16 protein-coding genes, 2 rRNA genes and 1 other RNA gene (1 of these 19 cut by a window edge) are annotated in these 16,731 nt (G+C 45.1%); 15 read left to right on the top strand and 4 right to left on the bottom strand.

Annotated features, from left to right (window positions below; translation table 11 throughout):
* The first annotated feature begins 13 nt into the window (after nt 1-13).
* The 10 genes from IGI82_RS03220 (at nt 14) to IGI82_RS03265 (ending at nt 8,463) form a co-directional block, all read left to right on the top strand.
* Entirely contained in the window at nt 14-817 is an 804-nt protein-coding gene (locus IGI82_RS03220) for a MerR family transcriptional regulator (RefSeq protein WP_016611154.1), read from the top strand.
* 99 nt (nt 818-916) lie between these two features.
* Nucleotides 917-1,666 carry a YczE/YyaS/YitT family protein gene (locus IGI82_RS03225; RefSeq protein ID WP_080650839.1) on the top strand — a complete coding sequence of 250 codons (750 nt, stop codon included), beginning with the start codon at nt 917-919 and terminating at the stop codon, nt 1,664-1,666.
* Between the two features lie 138 nt (nt 1,667-1,804).
* The gene (locus tag IGI82_RS03230; protein ID WP_270290658.1) at nt 1,805-3,172 is read left to right on the top strand and encodes an RsmB/NOP family class I SAM-dependent RNA methyltransferase; all 1,368 of its coding nucleotides are present in this window, start codon (nt 1,805-1,807) and stop codon (nt 3,170-3,172) included.
* 68 nt (nt 3,173-3,240) lie between these two features.
* Complete coding sequence (locus tag IGI82_RS03235) at nt 3,241-3,576, top strand: hypothetical protein (RefSeq protein ID WP_005227636.1); 336 nt, start codon at nt 3,241-3,243, stop codon at nt 3,574-3,576.
* Nucleotides 3,577-3,707: 131 nt separating this feature from the next.
* Nucleotides 3,708-4,214, top strand: coding sequence for a tRNA adenosine(34) deaminase TadA (gene tadA / locus IGI82_RS03240; RefSeq protein ID WP_015509027.1), 507 nt, complete (start codon nt 3,708-3,710; stop codon nt 4,212-4,214).
* 29 nt (nt 4,215-4,243) lie between these two features.
* Nucleotides 4,244-4,330, top strand: an RNA gene (gene ffs, locus IGI82_RS03245) — signal recognition particle sRNA small type.
* 632 nt (nt 4,331-4,962) lie between these two features.
* Nucleotides 4,963-6,345, top strand: a complete 1,383-nt coding sequence (locus IGI82_RS03250) for a bifunctional metallophosphatase/5'-nucleotidase (RefSeq protein WP_005227647.1) — start codon at nt 4,963-4,965, stop codon at nt 6,343-6,345.
* Nucleotides 6,346-6,435: 90 nt separating this feature from the next.
* Nucleotides 6,436-7,056, top strand: coding sequence for a YutD family protein (locus tag IGI82_RS03255; RefSeq protein ID WP_005227649.1), 621 nt, complete (start codon nt 6,436-6,438; stop codon nt 7,054-7,056).
* Between the two features lies 1 nt (nt 7,057).
* Nucleotides 7,058-7,828, top strand: coding sequence for a TIGR01457 family HAD-type hydrolase (locus tag IGI82_RS03260; RefSeq protein ID WP_010748835.1), 771 nt, complete (start codon nt 7,058-7,060; stop codon nt 7,826-7,828).
* Nucleotides 7,825-8,463, top strand: coding sequence for a TIGR01906 family membrane protein (locus IGI82_RS03265; RefSeq protein WP_438841764.1), 639 nt, complete (start codon nt 7,825-7,827; stop codon nt 8,461-8,463). Before IGI82_RS03260 ends, IGI82_RS03265 begins: the two co-directional genes overlap by 4 nt.
* A gap of 56 nt (nt 8,464-8,519) precedes the next feature.
* Here IGI82_RS03265 and IGI82_RS03270 read toward each other — a convergent pair whose 3' ends face one another.
* From IGI82_RS03270 to IGI82_RS03280, 3 genes are all read right to left on the bottom strand, one after another.
* Nucleotides 8,520-9,029 (bottom strand): phosphatidylglycerophosphatase A family protein, encoded by a 510-nt coding sequence (locus tag IGI82_RS03270; protein WP_005227653.1) that lies wholly within the window; start codon nt 9,027-9,029, stop codon nt 8,520-8,522.
* Between the two features lie 108 nt (nt 9,030-9,137).
* Nucleotides 9,138-9,779, bottom strand: coding sequence for a bis(5'-nucleosyl)-tetraphosphatase (symmetrical) YqeK (gene yqeK / locus IGI82_RS03275; protein WP_167822103.1), 642 nt, complete (start codon nt 9,777-9,779; stop codon nt 9,138-9,140).
* Nucleotides 9,780-9,784: 5 nt separating this feature from the next.
* Entirely contained in the window at nt 9,785-10,762 is a 978-nt protein-coding gene (locus tag IGI82_RS03280) for an NAD(P)/FAD-dependent oxidoreductase (RefSeq protein ID WP_087626932.1), read from the bottom strand.
* A gap of 140 nt (nt 10,763-10,902) precedes the next feature.
* Between IGI82_RS03280 and IGI82_RS03285 the strand changes: the two genes are divergently transcribed.
* Nucleotides 10,903-11,490 carry a peptidylprolyl isomerase gene (locus IGI82_RS03285; protein ID WP_005227659.1) on the top strand — a complete coding sequence of 196 codons (588 nt, stop codon included), beginning with the start codon at nt 10,903-10,905 and terminating at the stop codon, nt 11,488-11,490.
* A gap of 90 nt (nt 11,491-11,580) precedes the next feature.
* On the opposite strand, the gene IGI82_RS03290 is transcribed toward IGI82_RS03285, so the two are convergent.
* Nucleotides 11,581-12,762, bottom strand: a complete 1,182-nt coding sequence (locus tag IGI82_RS03290) for a MalY/PatB family protein (protein WP_159161504.1) — start codon at nt 12,760-12,762, stop codon at nt 11,581-11,583.
* Between the two features lie 93 nt (nt 12,763-12,855).
* On the opposite strand from IGI82_RS03290, the gene IGI82_RS03295 reads away from it, so the two are divergent.
* From IGI82_RS03295 to IGI82_RS03310, 4 genes are all read left to right on the top strand, one after another.
* Nucleotides 12,856-13,236: a CvfD/Ygs/GSP13 family RNA-binding post-transcriptional regulator gene (locus IGI82_RS03295; RefSeq protein WP_005227662.1), complete on the top strand. Its 381-nt coding sequence runs from the start codon at nt 12,856-12,858 to the stop codon at nt 13,234-13,236.
* A 67-nt stretch (nt 13,237-13,303) separates the two neighbouring features.
* Nucleotides 13,304-13,666, top strand: a complete 363-nt coding sequence (locus IGI82_RS03300) for a hypothetical protein (RefSeq protein ID WP_005227664.1) — start codon at nt 13,304-13,306, stop codon at nt 13,664-13,666.
* A gap of 566 nt (nt 13,667-14,232) precedes the next feature.
* Nucleotides 14,233-15,792: ribosomal RNA gene (locus IGI82_RS03305) — 16S ribosomal RNA — on the top strand.
* 229 nt (nt 15,793-16,021) lie between these two features.
* Nucleotides 16,022-16,731, top strand: a 23S ribosomal RNA gene (locus tag IGI82_RS03310); it runs 2,205 nt beyond the window's last position.
* Together the 16S and 23S rRNA genes form the textbook arrangement of a ribosomal RNA operon.

A 16,731-nucleotide genomic window follows, 5' to 3' on the forward strand; every position in this document is an offset into this window, starting at 1 on the left:
GACCATCAGTGAGATGTCCGCTTATGCTGGCGTGAGTCGGCGCACATTGATTTATTACGATCAGATCGATTTATTCAAACCGCATTCGATTGGTGAAAACGGCTATCGCTACTACGGCTTTGAACAATGCCTTGAGTTAGACGTGATTTTGCTCTTGCGTTCTTTAGACATGCCCTTGCAAGACATTCGACAATTTTTGAAAAACCGCAACCCTGAATACACGCAAAAGGAACTTGTGGAACGGCGAGGAGAAGTTCGTACCAAAATCGCTGCGCTGCAAGAATTGGAACGAACCTTCGATCGCTACATCCAGCGCTATGAAAAAGTACAGAAAGCCGATTTTGAGACCTTTACGATAGCGCACCACGAAGCAGAGGCGTTTATCGTTTCCGAAGAGATCGCTGGCGATGATCCAGAATCTGCTTATCAAGTGTACGCCCGTTTTTATCCGCTAGTGGATTATAAAGATGCTTTCAGTGGCTACCCCATCGGCTTTTTAAGTGCTGGAACGACATTAGAGGATCAGACCTTTCACGCATCGCCTTATCGGGCACTGATCTTGATTCCCCAAGATCGGCTGCATCTCTATCCTGAAAAGCTGATCATCACGCGCCCTACTGGCACGTATGTGTCTGGGTTTGTCAGTGAGGGAGAGGAACAAATTGCTGCTTTTACCCATCGCATCCAAGCCTTTCTAAAAGAGAATCAGTTGAAGATCGATGGCGATGTTTGGGAATTGTTATGGCAAGATGAAGTCTTTACCGCCCAAAAAGAATTGCAGATATTTGAAGTGATGGTTCCAGTGAAGGCTGAGTAATGGACGAGGCACGCGTATCTGTAGGAACCGAAAATCAAGATACACAATCGCAATGGTTGTTGCGGGCATTTCAATGGAAGCAAAATGGAAGCAAAGGAGATGGACGAAGCCAGATTGTATCCCTACAAAGAGCCCTGTGAAGCGTTGAAATTCCCATTTTCCTTTTTTCTCGTTATACTTGAAAGAACAGATGAGAAAAAAGGGGAAATTTTAATGAAAAAAGAAACAGGATTACGCTCGCTTTATGCGTTGATTGGTGTCGCCATTTTAGGATTCGGGGCGGCATTGCTGCGGGTCGGCGGAGTGGGACTAGACCCATACACTGCAGCCAATATCGGTGTCGGCGAGCTGCTAGGGTTATCTCTTGGGGTCTATCAATTGATGATCAATATCGCTGTCCTAGTATTGATTTTTATCTTTGGCCGTCGCCATATCGGCATCGGGACGGTCATCAATATGGTGCTGACAGGATTTTTCATCGACTTTTATACCAACGTCTTTGATTGGTTATCCGTCGGTCCAAATAACTGGTGGCAGCAAGGCTTGTTCTTGTTGATCGGGATTATCTTCTTTACCTTCGGTGCGTCGTTTTATATGTCAGCGAATTTGGGCAGCGCCCCCTATGACGCGATCGCCCCAACCATCGTCGATCAGACGAAAGCCAACTATCGAGTGGTGCGGGTGATTCAAGACGTTGCCTTTGCCTTGATTGGGCTCTTCACAGGCGGACCTATTGGAATCGGAACCTTCATCAGTGCCTTTTTAGTGGGCCCACTGATCAAATTCTGGGACAACCGTGTCTCTCAGCCATTCATCGAAAGCAGTGTCAAAAAAGCGATTTTTAAATAAAAAAGGTCTGCAGCAAAGAGAAGTCGAAGCGATTAGTCGCCCACTTCACTCAGCTGCAGTTTTTTTGCCATTTGATCAAGGAATTCTTGCATAATTGCTTCTCAGTCGCTAGAATAAAAAAGCCGAGGAGGGGTAAGTATGCAATTACCAACACCATTTATTGAAAAATACCAACGGTTGCTAGGAGAAGAAGCACCAGCTTTTTTTACCGCTTTGACCGATAATCAGCCAGTCAAAGGCTTTCGCTTGAATGTTGCTAAGCCGCACGCACAAGCGATGCTGGCAAAATATGGACCAGCCGCTGTACCCGTCCCCTATGCAGAAGCTGCTTATATTGGCGAAGTCAAAGGCCGTTCGCTGCTCCATCAAGCTGGCTATGTCTACAGCCAAGAACCTAGTGCGATGATCGTAGCAACGATCGCAGCCGCTCAACCAGGGGAGCGGGTCTTAGATTTATGTGCGGCACCAGGGGGCAAAACAACGCAGCTGGCAAGCCAATTACAAGGAAAAGGGCTGCTTGTAGCAAATGAGATTTTCCCCAAGCGTGCCAAAATCCTATCGGAAAATGTGGAGCGTTGGGGTTTTCCGAATGTAGTCGTTACCAATCAGGCACCGCAAGAATTGAGCCGCCATTTTCCTCAGTTTTTTGACAAGATCGTGGTGGACGCCCCATGTTCTGGTGAAGGGATGTTTCGTAAAGATCCCGTCGCCTTAGAAGAATGGCAAGCAGAAACACCTGATCAGTGTGCGATCAGGCAAAAAGACATTTTGGCACAAGCCGTTACGATGCTAAAACCGGGGGGGCAGCTGATCTATTCCACCTGTACCTTTGCCCCAGAAGAAAACGAAGCGATGATGGCTTGGTTAATGGAGGAGTATCCCTTCACGATCGAAGCGATCGACTTGGACAATGTATCTCATGGGCGCAGGGAGTGGGGAGCTGCACCTGGGATTGAGAAAACCATCCGCTTATGGCCGCATTTAAACCAAGGAGAAGGTCATTTCGCTGCGAAATTGACCTCGCTAGCAGAAGCAGCGCCAGTGAAAAAGAAGAAAAAAGGCAAAGGAGCGACAGCCAAGAGTCCATTGGATGCAACGACTCAAAAGTTGTGGCAAGCCTTTCGCAAGGAGTTTCCTTTTTTACAGGCACTGAATGCGACGCCTCAGCTGCTAGGAGAAAACCTCTGGCTCGTTCCTGAAGAAATGCCTTCTTTAAAAGGGATCAAGTTTATGCGCCCAGGTTTGCACGTCGGCGTCGTTAAGAAGAATCGGATCGAGCCAAGTTATGCGTTGGCATTGGCGATCCATGCAGAAGAAGGGGCACCGACAGTGCCGATCACTTTGCCGCAATGGCAGCAGTATGTGGCAGGTGAAACCTTGAGCGTGCCAGGAAATGCTGGGTGGGTGATTTTGACAGTCGATGAGATCCCAGTCGGTTTTGGAAAACAAGTCCAAGGAACCGTGAAAAACTTCTTTCCTAAAGGATTAAGATTCAAAGCGATTTAAACGAAATAGTGTTTTTATTTCAGTCCTCGTGCTATGATGGAAGTAGCAAAATAAGGGAGCTGATCGATATGAAAACATCATCAAAAGTAACGATTGGATTAAGCATTGCAGCGATCGCTGGGATCACTACTGCCGTCGTTGTATCAGACAAAGTATTCAATAAAGTACGCTTCGCTTGCAACCGACACAAAGTAAAGAAATTTGTCGATGACAAATTCAACGGCAATGAAAAATTGCTGGATGTCGTAGACGGCTTGTCTGACAATGAATTGGATTCGTTGTTAGGTGTGATGAAAAAAGTCAATGAGGGCCGCAACAAAATCTCTGTTTACGGAGACAATATCAAAGATTCGACAGAACATGTCAAAGACAAGTTGACGAGCTTTGTTGATTCCGTCTTTTAAGCCAATCATTCCATTTGAAACTCGCAGGGACATCGGTCTTTGCGAGTTTTTCTCGTCTTTCTAAGCGTTTTTCGTTATACTAGCAAGGAAATGCACGAAATGGTGCGAGGTAGAGGAGTGAAAGTGAAGTCGTGGAAAAAACAAGTACCTTGACTGCCGAGGAAAAAGCCTTCTTTATGGAAGAAGCAATCAAAGAAGCCCGAAAAGCAGAAGGGTTGGCAGAAGTACCGATCGGTGCTGTCGTCGTCTTGGATGGCAAGATCATTGGTCGTGGGCACAATCTACGAGAAACGCAGCAGCAAGCTGCAGCGCATGCGGAGATGTTTGCGATCGAAGAAGCCTGTCGCACTGTCGGAAGTTGGCGCTTAGAACAAGCGCAGCTGTTTGTGACCTTAGAACCATGCCCGATGTGTAGTGGGGCGATGTTATTGGCACGGGTGGAAGAAGTGTATTTTGGTGCCTACGATCCCAAAGGCGGCACTGCTGGTACATTGATGAATTTATTGGAAGATGAGCGCTTCAACCATTGGTCCTATGTGGAAGGCGGCATTTTAGAAGAAGCATGCGGCCAGCTGCTAACAGATTTTTTCCGAGCATTACGAGAAAAGAAAAAACAAAAAAAGGCTGGCAATCTCTAACGAAATACGTTATACTAAGTTTTGCCGAAAGGCTAGGACAATGGAGGTCTTGTGAAGCGTGTCAGATCCGGAAGGAAGCAGCACTAAGCAGGATTCTCCATGTGTCTGATTGAAAAACTGCTTGTTTTGAAGAAAGCAGTAGTACTAATTGAATCGATGATCATTCAAACCTGAGACAGACTGTCTTAGGTTTTTTTATTTTTGAAATTCTTTGTGACACCAAGGACTGTTCTAATTGTATTCTGCTTTAAATCTAGGCAAGCGATAGCAGCGCTCAGAGGGTTAAGTTGTATTTTTGATACAAAGGCTTTATTCCTGTTTAGAACCTTACTCTGATAACTTTTCCGTTGGCGATTTTTATACTCTCAAAAAATCAGTAGTTCTGACGAACTGAAACATGGATTACCTGCTCTCGATATTCGATAGAATCGTCGTTTCAAGAACTCTTTATTTTCGCTTCAACGAATTGCCACCGTCGTGTTATCGATAGAACTTCCCCCAAATAACCAATAAAAATTACTTTCCTTTTTACAGTCAGAAAAGTGATTTTTTCTTTTGAACAACTGTCACTGCAGCTGGTTCTTTTTTACAAAAAGTCACCATTCTTTTCCAAGCATTCCAATGGTTTCCCAGAGATTTTATGCTATGCTTATTTTGTAGAGAATTCCGTCGTCTTTCTACTGGCAACCCTTGATGCCAAAAGAAATGGATAGTGATTTCAGGCGACGTATTTGAAAAGAGGCGCACAATGGAAAAAATTACGATTATCCATACCAACGATCTGCATTCCCACCTAGAACATTGGCCGAAGATGCGGCGTTATTTGGATCAAAGAAAACGAGAAGCGGATACGACCGAAGAGACAGTGATCGCAGTCGACTTAGGCGACTTTGTCGATCGCTGGCATCCTTTGACAGAAGCAACTGACGGCAAGGCAAATGTCGATTTGATGAATCAAGGGCATTACGATGCGGTGACGATTGGGAACAATGAAGGGGTCGGCAATCCCAAAGAGGTCTTGCAGCATTTATATGACCAAGCAGAATTTCCTGTCATTTTAGGCAATTTATTTGATAAACAGGATTTACGTCCGCCAAAGTGGGCACAAGAATACAAAATCATGGAAAGCAATCAAGGCGCTAAAATCGGTCTGATCGCTTTTACAGCACCGTTTCCGCTGACATATGCCCCAAACGGCTGGGACATTCGCGAACCCTTGGAGATTTTGCCTTCATTGGTGCAGCATTTGCGCCCCGAGGTCGATCTGCTGATCTTGATGAGCCATCTAGGCATCAATGCTGACCGTCAGATTGCGAGGGACTTTCCAGAACTAGATGTTATATTAGGTTCCCACACGCACCATTTGTTTGAAAAGGGCGAAGTCATCAATGGCGTTCAAATTGGCGCAGCTGGCAAGTTTGGTTTTAACATTGGCGAAGTCGAAGTGGTCTTAGATGATCACCACCGCCCGATCAAGCATCGCGCCCGTGTGATTCCGACGGATTCGTTGGTGGCTTTTCCGCAAGATGAGGAAGAGATCGCCGAATATCTATCGATCGGCCATCGCTTGCTACGGGCAAATCAGGTGGCAGAAATTCCAGCAGCGTTTACGAGGGATTGGCAAAGTGAACATTCCTTGGTTCGGGAGGCGCTTTTGGCATTATGTGCCAAAGGACAGACAGATGCCGCCATCTTAAATACGGGGCTATTCTTAGATGATTTGCCACAAGGACGGGTTGATCAAGATCAATTGCACACGATTTTGCCCCATCCGATGCATTTGATTCGGGTGACGTTGCAAGGCGCGGATGTCATTCGATTGGTCTTAGAGATGGAAAAAAATCGCAACTTTTTGCGCAATTTCCCAATTATGGGAATGGGTTTTCGAGGGAAGATTTTTGGCGAACTGGTTTATGAAGGCATCCGCTTTGATGAAAAAAACCACCAAGTATTGTGGAAACAAGAGCCCGTCGATCCTGCTCAAAGCTACACGTTGACCCTTGTGGATCACTACTTGTTTATTCCGTTTTTCCCGACGATCGAGATTGCTGGAACCGTTGAGTTTCTTTTTCCAGACTTTATTCGCACAGTGGTCGGTGATTACCTGAGTCAGAAATACCCCATCCAGTAGTTCGTCACTCCTCCAGCTGGATTTTGCGAGAAAACCGCGACTATCATTGGGGAATAAAACAAGGTATAATAAACAACAGGTGGTGAAAAAATGACCGAAAAACAAACGATCACAGATGAAATGACATCTGTACTAGAAGAAATTATTGAAGAACCAGCGAAACAACCGCAAAAAGGCGAGTTGGTGACTTTGTTAAATGATGAAGAATTAATGATTGGCAATCGACAATACAAATTGGTCATGGATTATCGTGAAGGCTTCAATCCAGAAAAACTTGGCGAGCGTTACAGTGAAGTGTTGGCACGTTATGATTATATCGTAGGCGATTGGGGTTATGAACAGCTGCGTTTGAAAGGCTTTTTTGAAAAAGATAACCGCAAAGCATTACCCGATCAGCGTATCGACATGCTGGAAGACTATTTGTATGAGTATTGCAACTTCGGTTGTGCCTATTTCGTGATCCAACGAGTTGGCGGCAAGAAAGAAAAAAGTACCTCCCGCCGACGCAAGAAAAAGCCAACCCAAAACAATCAAAATCAAAACGCACAACAAAACGCCCATATAGAAGAAAAGCGTGACACCGTACCGCAGAAAAAAAGCAAACCAACGATCAAAAATCGTAAACCAAAAGAAAAGAACGTCAAAAAAACCGAAACAACCACGGTGAAAAAAGGCAAAAAAGAGTTTACGATTCGACAAAGGGAAGAATAAGATGAAATATAAAGGCTATTTGATTGATTTAGACGGCACGATTTATTTAGGAAAAGCGCCGATCCCTGCTGGGAAACGCTTCGTAGAATCCTTACAAGAAAAAGGACTGCCCTATTTATTTGTGACCAATAATACGACCCGCAGTCCTGAAGTCGTGGCGCAGCGATTAGCGGATGAATTTTCGATCCATGTGGCACCAGAAACGATCTATACCGCAAGCTTGGCGACGATCGATTTTATGAAAGACCATGGCAAAGGCCGCAAAGTATTTGTGATCGGCGAAGCGGGGTTGATCGATTTGATCTTAGCTGCTGGGTTTGAGTGGGAGGAAACCAACCCAGATTATGTCGTGGTTGGCTTAGACAACCACGTGACGTATGAAAAATTTGTTTTAGCAACGTTAGCGATCCAAAAAGGGGCAACCTTTATCGGGACCAATCCAGACAAAAATATCCCGACGGAAAGAGGTTTATTACCTGGTGCAGGTTCACTGATCGCAATGGTGGAGACTGCCACCCAAACGCAACCGATCTTTATTGGCAAACCAGAAGCCATCATTATGGAAAAAGCGGTGGCACACATCGGCTTATCAAAAGAAGAGGTCTTGATGGTGGGAGACAATTACGAAACCGATATTCGCTCGGGGATCCAAAACGGGATCGATTCTTTGCTCGTATTATCTGGCTTTACCCCGAAAGCGGCAGTTCCGACATTACCAGTAGCACCAACCTATGTGGTGGATTCTTTAGATGAGTGGGATTTTGAACAATGAAAAAACAAGTGTGGCTTGAACGCTTAGGATTTGTCTGCTTGTTTTTGTTTTTGGTCAGTCTAGCGATCACCCTAACGATCAATTTTCGACCGTTATATTGGTTTGATGTCGATCACTTGAATCTGCTGGATTATACCTCGCTAACAAGAGAAGAGTTGTTGAAGAACTATGGCTTATTGTTAGATTTTCTAAACAATCCCTTTGCAAGTACGCTCGCCTTGCCAGATTTTCCAATGTCTGAAGCTGGCGCTGGGCATTTTTACGATGTGAAGCAGTTGTTTCTATTAAATTATGCCGTGATGATCGTCACTTTGCTGCCGAGTATCTGGTTCGTCAATCGGTTACGGCAAAAACAACAGCAATGGCGCTTGATTCGTTCCTTTCAATGGGGGATGATTTTGCCGCTGATTTTCGGGTTTTTGATGGCTGTCGGCTTTGACCGCTTTTTCGTTACGTTCCATGAGATTTTCTTCAGTAACGACGATTGGCTCTTTAATCCAGCCACCGATCCGATCATCAACGTGCTGCCAGAAACGTTTTTCATGCATTGCTTTATTCTCTTTTTCGTCTTGATTGAAGTCTTCTTTTTTGCCTTCTATTGGTGGGGCAAACGAGGCTTGAAAAAAACAGCATAATGAAAAAAAGACCAACGATCCCCTTCCTTTGAGGGAGGCGAATCGTCGGTCTTTTTTTATTGCGTAATGTAATGAGATTTACTTGGGTGTTGATGGGCTAAGCGACTTGCGGCAGAAGCTGCGATGGCACCTACGATATCATCTAAAAAGGTGTGAACGCGTGGACCGTCGTGCTTGTTCAGTTCTTTCAAAATACCCGGTTTGACTTTATCAATGTATCCGTAGTTAGTAAAGCCGATCGAGCCGTACACGTTGACGATGGATAGAGCGAGGATCTCATCGATCCCATAAAGCCCTTCGTCTTCTTTAACGATTTCTTGCAGTGGATGCAGCAGTTGATTTTCTTCTGCCAAAATATCTAACTGGACACCCGTTAAAATCGTATTGTGGACTTCCCGCTTGCTTAAGACAGCGTTGACGCTTTCGATACACATCTCCAAGGTGATGCCTTCAATGTAATCTTTTTGCAAGAACATCACCAGTTCACCGATGTCTTGCAGCGAGACACCGCGGTCGGCTAACAATTCTCTTGCTTTGTCTTCAAGTGTTTTGCTTTCTAATACCATATAGTTCCCCTCCATGTAAAAATAGTTTATTCAAAAGTCAACATGCGACTGATGGATTGCGATCATAAGTAGTGCCCTATTCCAGTTGCAGGCCATGCCATTTGGGTCTTAATCCCTTCTGACATCCATTGAAGCACAAGTGTTTGCTAGTTCTGCTTTGGCTGCCACTGCCCAAGGATGGGGGACCACCAAGTCACCAGCAAAAAGCCAGTCCATATAATACCCAGCGGCGGCTTCCAAGGAATCATCGAGGCGGTCTAATAAGCCGATTAAGAAAGGCGCTTGATCTTTACGATCCCATTTGATTTTGTCGGCTAAAAAAACAACTAGATCGAGACGACGATAATGGGCCTTTAAGGTGGTATGACAGCTGATGGCGGACAGAATGTCTGGATCAGACACCTGAAAAACCGTTTTTGCCAACAAAGCGGATTGCTGCTGATGCAGCAAAAAAGGTGCTTGCCGCTCCGCGTCTAAGATCGGTTCGCCTACCGCTATCTGCAAGGCGATTCGCTGGTCATGAGGGATGACGACGCTGACATCGTGCAGCAGTGCTGCCAAGTAAGCTTTCTCCGCATTGACTTGAAACCGTTCTGCCAATCGTTTGGCTTCTTGGGCAACGGCTAGATTGTGGACCGCCGTTTCGGCATGATCGAAGGCTTCCAGATACTGAACCATTTGCTCAGTGAGGGTCTTGCCCTGCAAAGGGAGGGTATAGGCGGCAAGTTGACGTTGACCAGCTTGTTTCATCTCAGCTACTCCTTAAAAAGACTTGTACTATGAGCAGGTTGGGTCCGCGTTTTGGGATCAATGTAGTGGAGCGCATTGTTCACTGCGGTTGGGGCTTCCCCGAAACCAGTAGCGATCAGGTCGACTTTTCCATCGTATAAAACGACATCCCCACAGCCATAGATCCCAGGAATAGACGTGCTCATATCTGAAGAGACGAAGACTCCTTGGCGGCTGCTTTTCATGCCCCAATCCTTGATGTTCAATGTGGAAGAAAAACCGTAATTGACGATCAAAGCATCCAATGAAAGGCTGACTGTTTCATCACCCTTGACTTGCTGCAACGAGACGCCAGTCAAACGTTGCTCTCCTTGGATTTCTTGGATCACATAAGGAGTCAAAATGTTGACGGCAGAAGCTTGCAATTTGCTGACGCTATGTTCATGGGCACGAAATTCAGGACGGCGATGGATCAAGTAGACTTCACTAGCGATCGGCTCCAGCATCAATGCCCAATCGATGGCAGAATCGCCGCCACCGGCGATCGCTACTTTGCGTCCAGCATACTTCATCAAATCAGTGACAAAATAGTCTAAGCCGTATCCTTCAAACCGCTCGCTTTCTGGCAAAGTCAGTTTGCGCGGCTGAAAGGAGCCGTTTCCTAAAGCCAAAATCACGGCTTTCGAATAATGGATTCCTTTGTCGGTGGTGACTTCGATATAGTCTTCTTGTTTTTCGACCGACAAGACGGTTTCTTCTAAACAATATTGGTGATTGAAGGTCGTCAACTGTTTTTCCAGGTTTTGGACAAGATCGCCCGCTTTGATTTTCGGATAACCTGGGATATCGTAGATGTATTTTTCTGGGTATAAAGTAGCAAGCTGACCGCCTAATTGCGGCAAGCTGTCGATGATCTTGGTTTTGGCGTTACGCATACCGGCATAGAAAGCAGAAAACATCCCGCTAGGTCCCGCGCCGATAATCGTTATATCAAAAATATCCATGTTATTCCTCTTTTCTAACCACGTTGGGGTGAAGCGTGTTCGTATTGTACGAATAGCTTCATTATAGCAAAAATTATCCAAACTAGCATTTTTTCAATTTTCTGCTATCATGGATTTATGAGAGAGAAGGAGGAGTTAATGTGTCTGAATTTCCACAGTTAGCATTAGAAAAACAAACTGGCCATAAAGCAGTCATCAAAACCAATCGTGGGGATGTAGTTGTACAATTGTTCCCAGAATTGGCACCAAAAACAGTGAAAAACTTCGTTGAATTAGCGAAAAAAGGGTATTACGATGGGATCATCTTCCACCGTGTCATTCCTGATTTTATGATTCAAGGCGGCGATCCAACTGGTACAGGAATGGGCGGCGAAAGCATCTATGGTGGCAGCTTTGAAGATGAATTTTCAAAAGAATTGTTCAATCTTCGTGGCGCTTTATCCATGGCAAACGCTGGTCCGAATACTAACGGCAGCCAGTTTTTCATCGTAAACAATCAAAATGTTCCTAGCAACATGTTAGGTCAATTAGAAGGTGCTGGTTATCCAGCTGAAATCATCGAAGCGTATCAAGCAGGTGGTACTCCTTGGTTAGATTTCCGTCACACAGTCTTTGGTCATGTGATCGAAGGAATGTCGGTCGTTGATGAAATCGCTGGCGTGCAACGGGGACCACAAGATCGCCCAGTGCATGATGTAGTGATCGAAACGATCGAAATCAGCGAATAAAACAAAAGAACCCAAAAGCAGTTTCAACGATCATCCTCAAGGAGATCGTTGAAATGGCAGCTTTAGGGTTCTTTTTTTCAGAAGAAAGAGTTAACCAATCGGTTGGTCTTTAAACGCGGCGGCGATTTGATTGAGTGCTTTTTCTAATAGCTCTTTAGGACAGGCAAAGTTCAACCGCATATGGTGACTGCCGCGAGGACCAAAGATACTTCCTTGATTCAATACGACATTGGCTTCTTTGATCAGTTTGCGCTGCAGCTGATTGTCCGTTAGGCCATAGGCAGAAAAATCCAGCCAAATCAAGTAAGTACCTTCGGGCTTTTGAAACGTCACTTCTGGGAGTTGTTCAGTCAAAAAGTCACAGACAAAGGTGCGATTTGCTTCTAAATAGGACAAAAGTTCTTCTAACCATGCTTCAGATTCACGATACGCTGCTTCAGTAGCGACCAACCCAAACGTATTGATTTCCCCTTGAACGTTGCGTTCTTGTGTTTTTACAAATTGGCTGCGCAAGGTTTGGTCTTTGATGAATACCATCGAATTTTTGATCCCAGCTAAATTAAAGGTCTTGGTTGCTGAGGTCAAGATGATCGAAAAATCGGCAAAGCTTGGCTCGACTGTTTGGAAAGAGACAAATTGATTTGGTGCAAAAACGATGTCTTGATGGATCTCATCACTGACAACGATCACCTGGTGCTTTTGACAAATACGGCCGATCGTCAGCAGTTCTTCTTTTGACCACACGCGACCTCCAGGATTATGAGGATTACATAGAAGAAACAATTTTACCTTCTTTTCGATGATGGTTTGTTCCATCGCCTCAAAATCGATGACAAAGTGGCCATCTTTTTCTAGTAACGGTTCTTGAATTAAGGTCCGCTGATTGTTTTTGACAACATGGGCAAAGGGATGGTAGACCGGATCGTGGATCAATACGGCATCTCCTTCTTGCGTATAACTTTGGATCGCCAGTGCAATACTAGGGACCACACCGCTATTAAAAAGGATCGCTTCTTTATTGATGGTATAACCATGACGTCTTTGCTGCCAATCGATGATGGATTCAAGCAGCGAATCAGGGATGGTAGAGTACCCATAGATCCCTTGGGCAACTGCTTTTTCTAACGCTTTTTTCACAGGTTCTGGTGCCAGAAAATCCATGTCGGCTACCCAAAGCGGCAACAAGTTTTCTTCCTTATAGGTTTTTGCAATGGTATCCCATTTGACGCTATTGGTATTTAAGCGCGGATGAACTTTGTCAAAATTGATCATGCGTTTCCCTCCTATATTGTGCAACGTTGTTTCTGATGCTTCAAATCTACCACTAGTTCAAGTATAATGAAAGTGGAAAAGAGAGGAAAGACTATGAATTATCAAATCGGGAACATTATAGAAGGAACAGTCACTGGGATTCAACCCTATGGTGCATTTGTTTCGTTAGATAAGGAAACACAGGGATTGATCCATGTTTCAGAGATCCAATCTGGGTTTACCAAAAATATCCATGAAGTCTTACAGATCGGGCAAAAGATCCGTGTACAAATCATTGATATTGACGAATACAGCCAAAAGATCAGTTTGTCCCGCCGTACATTGGAAACGAGTTTTGTTCAGCCACCCTTTAAGCGTAAACGCTACTTTACAAATAAGAATAAGCGGATCGGTTTTCGTACGATTGGAGAAGCTTTACCAGTGTGGGTGAAAGAGGCCAAAGAAATGTTAGAAAAAGAAAACAGCAGCAGATAATCGTGCATATTTTCTGAAAATGTGCTAAAATTAGTTTACAAACAGATGAATAACTGAGGTGGGTATTTTGGGATCCAAAAAAGTAGCGGGTACAGTTATGATGCACTTAGCAAATGGTTCGAAACGATTTTTGATGCAAATACACGAAGGCACTGCGGAATTAGCGTCAACGGATTTTTCTGAAGATAAAACCGGCTTGGCTACGATCTTACAATTGTTTAAAGACCGTATCCACCTTGATGTGACAGCGATCGAACTCGTTGAACTCACAAATGGCAATATTGATACGCAAAACATTCCTTTATTTGTTTTTGAAACACAAGAAGCAGGACAAACGCAACAGCTGCCAGAAGGGTATGCGTGGGAAGAGCCCAATATCTTTCGTAAGATCATTGAAGACTACGAGATTGAAGGCGTTCCGTTCTTTTAGCACCTGAATATTAGCGAAAAAACTGAAGACCGTTACGACGGTCTTTTTTTATTGAAAACTTTTTGTAAATAAAATGAAATATTTCCTTGACCTGAGTCAAGAAGAATGGTAAATTAGTCAACGTTGGCAATTGAGCCAGCGGGTCAAAACAACAGTTGAAAAAACTTCAAAAAAAGACTTGACCAAAAATGAAACAGATGATATTATAACGAAGTCGCAATAATAAAACAGTTAATCAATGTTGATACATCAACAAAATTAATTGAAAAAAGTTGTTGACAAATAACAAATCATTTGTTATTCTAATTAAGTCGCTGAGACAGCCGCTACGAAGTTGAAAAACAACGAGCGAAAAAAACTTTTAAAAAAAGAGTTGACAATCAAATGTCGCTCTGATATGATATAAAAGTTGCTAACGCAGCACGGTAGACCTTTGAAAACTGAACAAAGCAAGCAAACGAACCAATGTGTAGGACGTTTCAATTTATTGAAACAAATACATGCAAGCAATAGCTAGCAAAGTTAATTTTTATGAGCTTAATGACCGTATGGTCATTCAAACAAATCATTATGAGAGTTTGATCCTGGCTCAGGACGAACGCTGGCGGCGTGCCTAATACATGCAAGTCGAACGCTTTTTCTTTCACCGGAGCTTGCTCCATCGAAAGAAAAAGAGTGGCGAACGGGTGAGTAACACGTGGGTAACCTGCCCATCAGAAGGGGATAACACTTGGAAACAGGTGCTAATACCGTATAACACTATTTTCCGCATGGAAGAAAGTTGAAAGGCGCTTTTGCGTCACTGATGGATGGACCCGCGGTGCATTAGCTAGTTGGTGAGGTAACGGCTCACCAAGGCAACGATGCATAGCCGACCTGAGAGGGTGATCGGCCACACTGGGACTGAGACACGGCCCAGACTCCTACGGGAGGCAGCAGTAGGGAATCTTCGGCAATGGACGAAAGTCTGACCGAGCAACGCCGCGTGAGTGAAGAAGGTTTTCGGATCGTAAAACTCTGTTGTTAGAGAAGAACAAGGATGAGAGTAAAATGTTCATCCCTTGACGGTATCTAACCAGAAAGCCACGGCTAACTACGTGCCAGCAGCCGCGGTAATACGTAGGTGGCAAGCGTTGTCCGGATTTATTGGGCGTAAAGCGAGCGCAGGCGGTTTCTTAAGTCTGATGTGAAAGCCCCCGGCTCAACCGGGGAGGGTCATTGGAAACTGGGAGACTTGAGTGCAGAAGAGGAGAGTGGAATTCCATGTGTAGCGGTGAAATGCGTAGATATATGGAGGAACACCAGTGGCGAAGGCGGCTCTCTGGTCTGTAACTGACGCTGAGGCTCGAAAGCGTGGGGAGCGAACAGGATTAGATACCCTGGTAGTCCACGCCGTAAACGATGAGTGCTAAGTGTTGGAGGGTTTCCGCCCTTCAGTGCTGCAGCAAACGCATTAAGCACTCCGCCTGGGGAGTACGACCGCAAGGTTGAAACTCAAAGGAATTGACGGGGGCCCGCACAAGCGGTGGAGCATGTGGTTTAATTCGAAGCAACGCGAAGAACCTTACCAGGTCTTGACATCCTTTGACCACTCTAGAGATAGAGCTTCCCCTTCGGGGGCAAAGTGACAGGTGGTGCATGGTTGTCGTCAGCTCGTGTCGTGAGATGTTGGGTTAAGTCCCGCAACGAGCGCAACCCTTATTGTTAGTTGCCATCATTTAGTTGGGCACTCTAGCGAGACTGCCGGTGACAAACCGGAGGAAGGTGGGGATGACGTCAAATCATCATGCCCCTTATGACCTGGGCTACACACGTGCTACAATGGGAAGTACAACGAGTTGCGAAGTCGCGAGGCTAAGCTAATCTCTTAAAGCTTCTCTCAGTTCGGATTGTAGGCTGCAACTCGCCTACATGAAGCCGGAATCGCTAGTAATCGCGGATCAGCACGCCGCGGTGAATACGTTCCCGGGCCTTGTACACACCGCCCGTCACACCACGAGAGTTTGTAACACCCGAAGTCGGTGAGGTAACCTTTTTGGAGCCAGCCGCCTAAGGTGGGATAGATGATTGGGGTGAAGTCGTAACAAGGTAGCCGTATCGGAAGGTGCGGCTGGATCACCTCCTTTCTAAGGAATATTTCGGAAGACTACACATCGTTTGCCTTTGTTCAGTTTTGAGAGGTTTACTCTCAAACAAAATTTGTTCATTGAAAACTGGATATCGAAGAAATAATCAAAACAAGTAACACACACCGAGTTGAAATGTTAAAAGAGTTTTTTAATAAGTTCAACGCTTATTTTCTTGAGCAACCTTCTATCGCTAGAAGAAGTACTCAAAACCGACCGTAAGGTCAAAGGTTAAGTGAATAAGGGCGCACGGTGGATGCCTTGGCACTAGGAGCCGATGAAGGACGGGACTAACACCGATATGCTTTGGGGAGCTGTAAGTAAGCTATGATCCAGAGATTTCCGAATGGGGGAACCCAGCATCTTTTATAGGATGTTACGTCTGCGTGAATACATAGCGCAGTCGAGGTAGACGCAGAGAACTGAAACATCTAAGTACCTGCAGGAAGAGAAAGAAAATTCGATTCCCTGAGTAGCGGCGAGCGAAACGGGAAAAGCCCAAACCAACAAGCTTGCTTGTTGGGGTTGTAGGACTCCGATATGGTAGTCTATTCAGATAGTCGAAATACTTGGAAAAGTATGTCAAAGAGGGTAAAAACCCCGTAGGCGAAATTTGGATAACACCTAGGAGGATCCTGAGTACGGCGGAACACGAGGAATTCCGTCGGAATCCGGGAGGACCATCTCCCAAGGCTAAATACTCCCTAGTGACCGATAGTGAACCAGTACCGTGAGGGAAAGGTGAAAAGCACCCCGGAAGGGGAGTGAAATAGATCCTGAAACCGTGTGCCTACAACAAGTTAGAGCCCGTTAATGGGTGATAGCGTGCCTTTTGTAGAATGAACCGGCGAGTTACGATAGCATGCGAGGTTAAGTTGAAGAGACGGAGCCGCAGCGAAAGCGAGTCTGAATAGGGCGAATGAGTATGTTGTCGTAGAC

This window comes from Enterococcus sp. AZ067 (assembly GCF_051715005.1).
In the GTDB taxonomy this organism is placed as follows: Bacteria; Bacillota; Bacilli; order Lactobacillales; family Enterococcaceae; genus Enterococcus_D; species Enterococcus_D casseliflavus.

Bases quoted from the DNA above. Each gene is read 5' to 3' on its own strand.
- IGI82_RS03220 (WP_016611154.1), top strand. From the start codon at position 14: ATGTCCGCTTATGCTGGCGTGAGTCGGCGCACATTGATTTATTACGAT.
- IGI82_RS03290 (WP_159161504.1), bottom strand. From the start codon at position 12,762: ATGATCAATTTTGACAAAGTTCATCCGCGCTTAAATACCAATAGCGTC.
- IGI82_RS03230 (WP_270290658.1), top strand. From the start codon at position 1,805: ATGCAATTACCAACACCATTTATTGAAAAATACCAACGGTTGCTAGGA.
- IGI82_RS03260 (WP_010748835.1), top strand. From the start codon at position 7,058: ATGAAATATAAAGGCTATTTGATTGATTTAGACGGCACGATTTATTTA.
- yqeK (WP_167822103.1), bottom strand. From the start codon at position 9,779: ATGAAACAAGCTGGTCAACGTCAACTTGCCGCCTATACCCTCCCTTTG.
- IGI82_RS03250 (WP_005227647.1), top strand. From the start codon at position 4,963: ATGGAAAAAATTACGATTATCCATACCAACGATCTGCATTCCCACCTA.
- IGI82_RS03255 (WP_005227649.1), top strand. From the start codon at position 6,436: ATGACCGAAAAACAAACGATCACAGATGAAATGACATCTGTACTAGAA.
- IGI82_RS03225 (WP_080650839.1), top strand. From the start codon at position 917: ATGGACGAAGCCAGATTGTATCCCTACAAAGAGCCCTGTGAAGCGTTG.
- IGI82_RS03280 (WP_087626932.1), bottom strand. From the start codon at position 10,762: ATGGATATTTTTGATATAACGATTATCGGCGCGGGACCTAGCGGGATG.
- IGI82_RS03265 (WP_438841764.1), top strand. From the start codon at position 7,825: ATGAAAAAACAAGTGTGGCTTGAACGCTTAGGATTTGTCTGCTTGTTT.
- IGI82_RS03270 (WP_005227653.1), bottom strand. From the start codon at position 9,029: ATGGTATTAGAAAGCAAAACACTTGAAGACAAAGCAAGAGAATTGTTA.
- IGI82_RS03235 (WP_005227636.1), top strand. From the start codon at position 3,241: ATGAAAACATCATCAAAAGTAACGATTGGATTAAGCATTGCAGCGATC.
- IGI82_RS03295 (WP_005227662.1), top strand. From the start codon at position 12,856: ATGAATTATCAAATCGGGAACATTATAGAAGGAACAGTCACTGGGATT.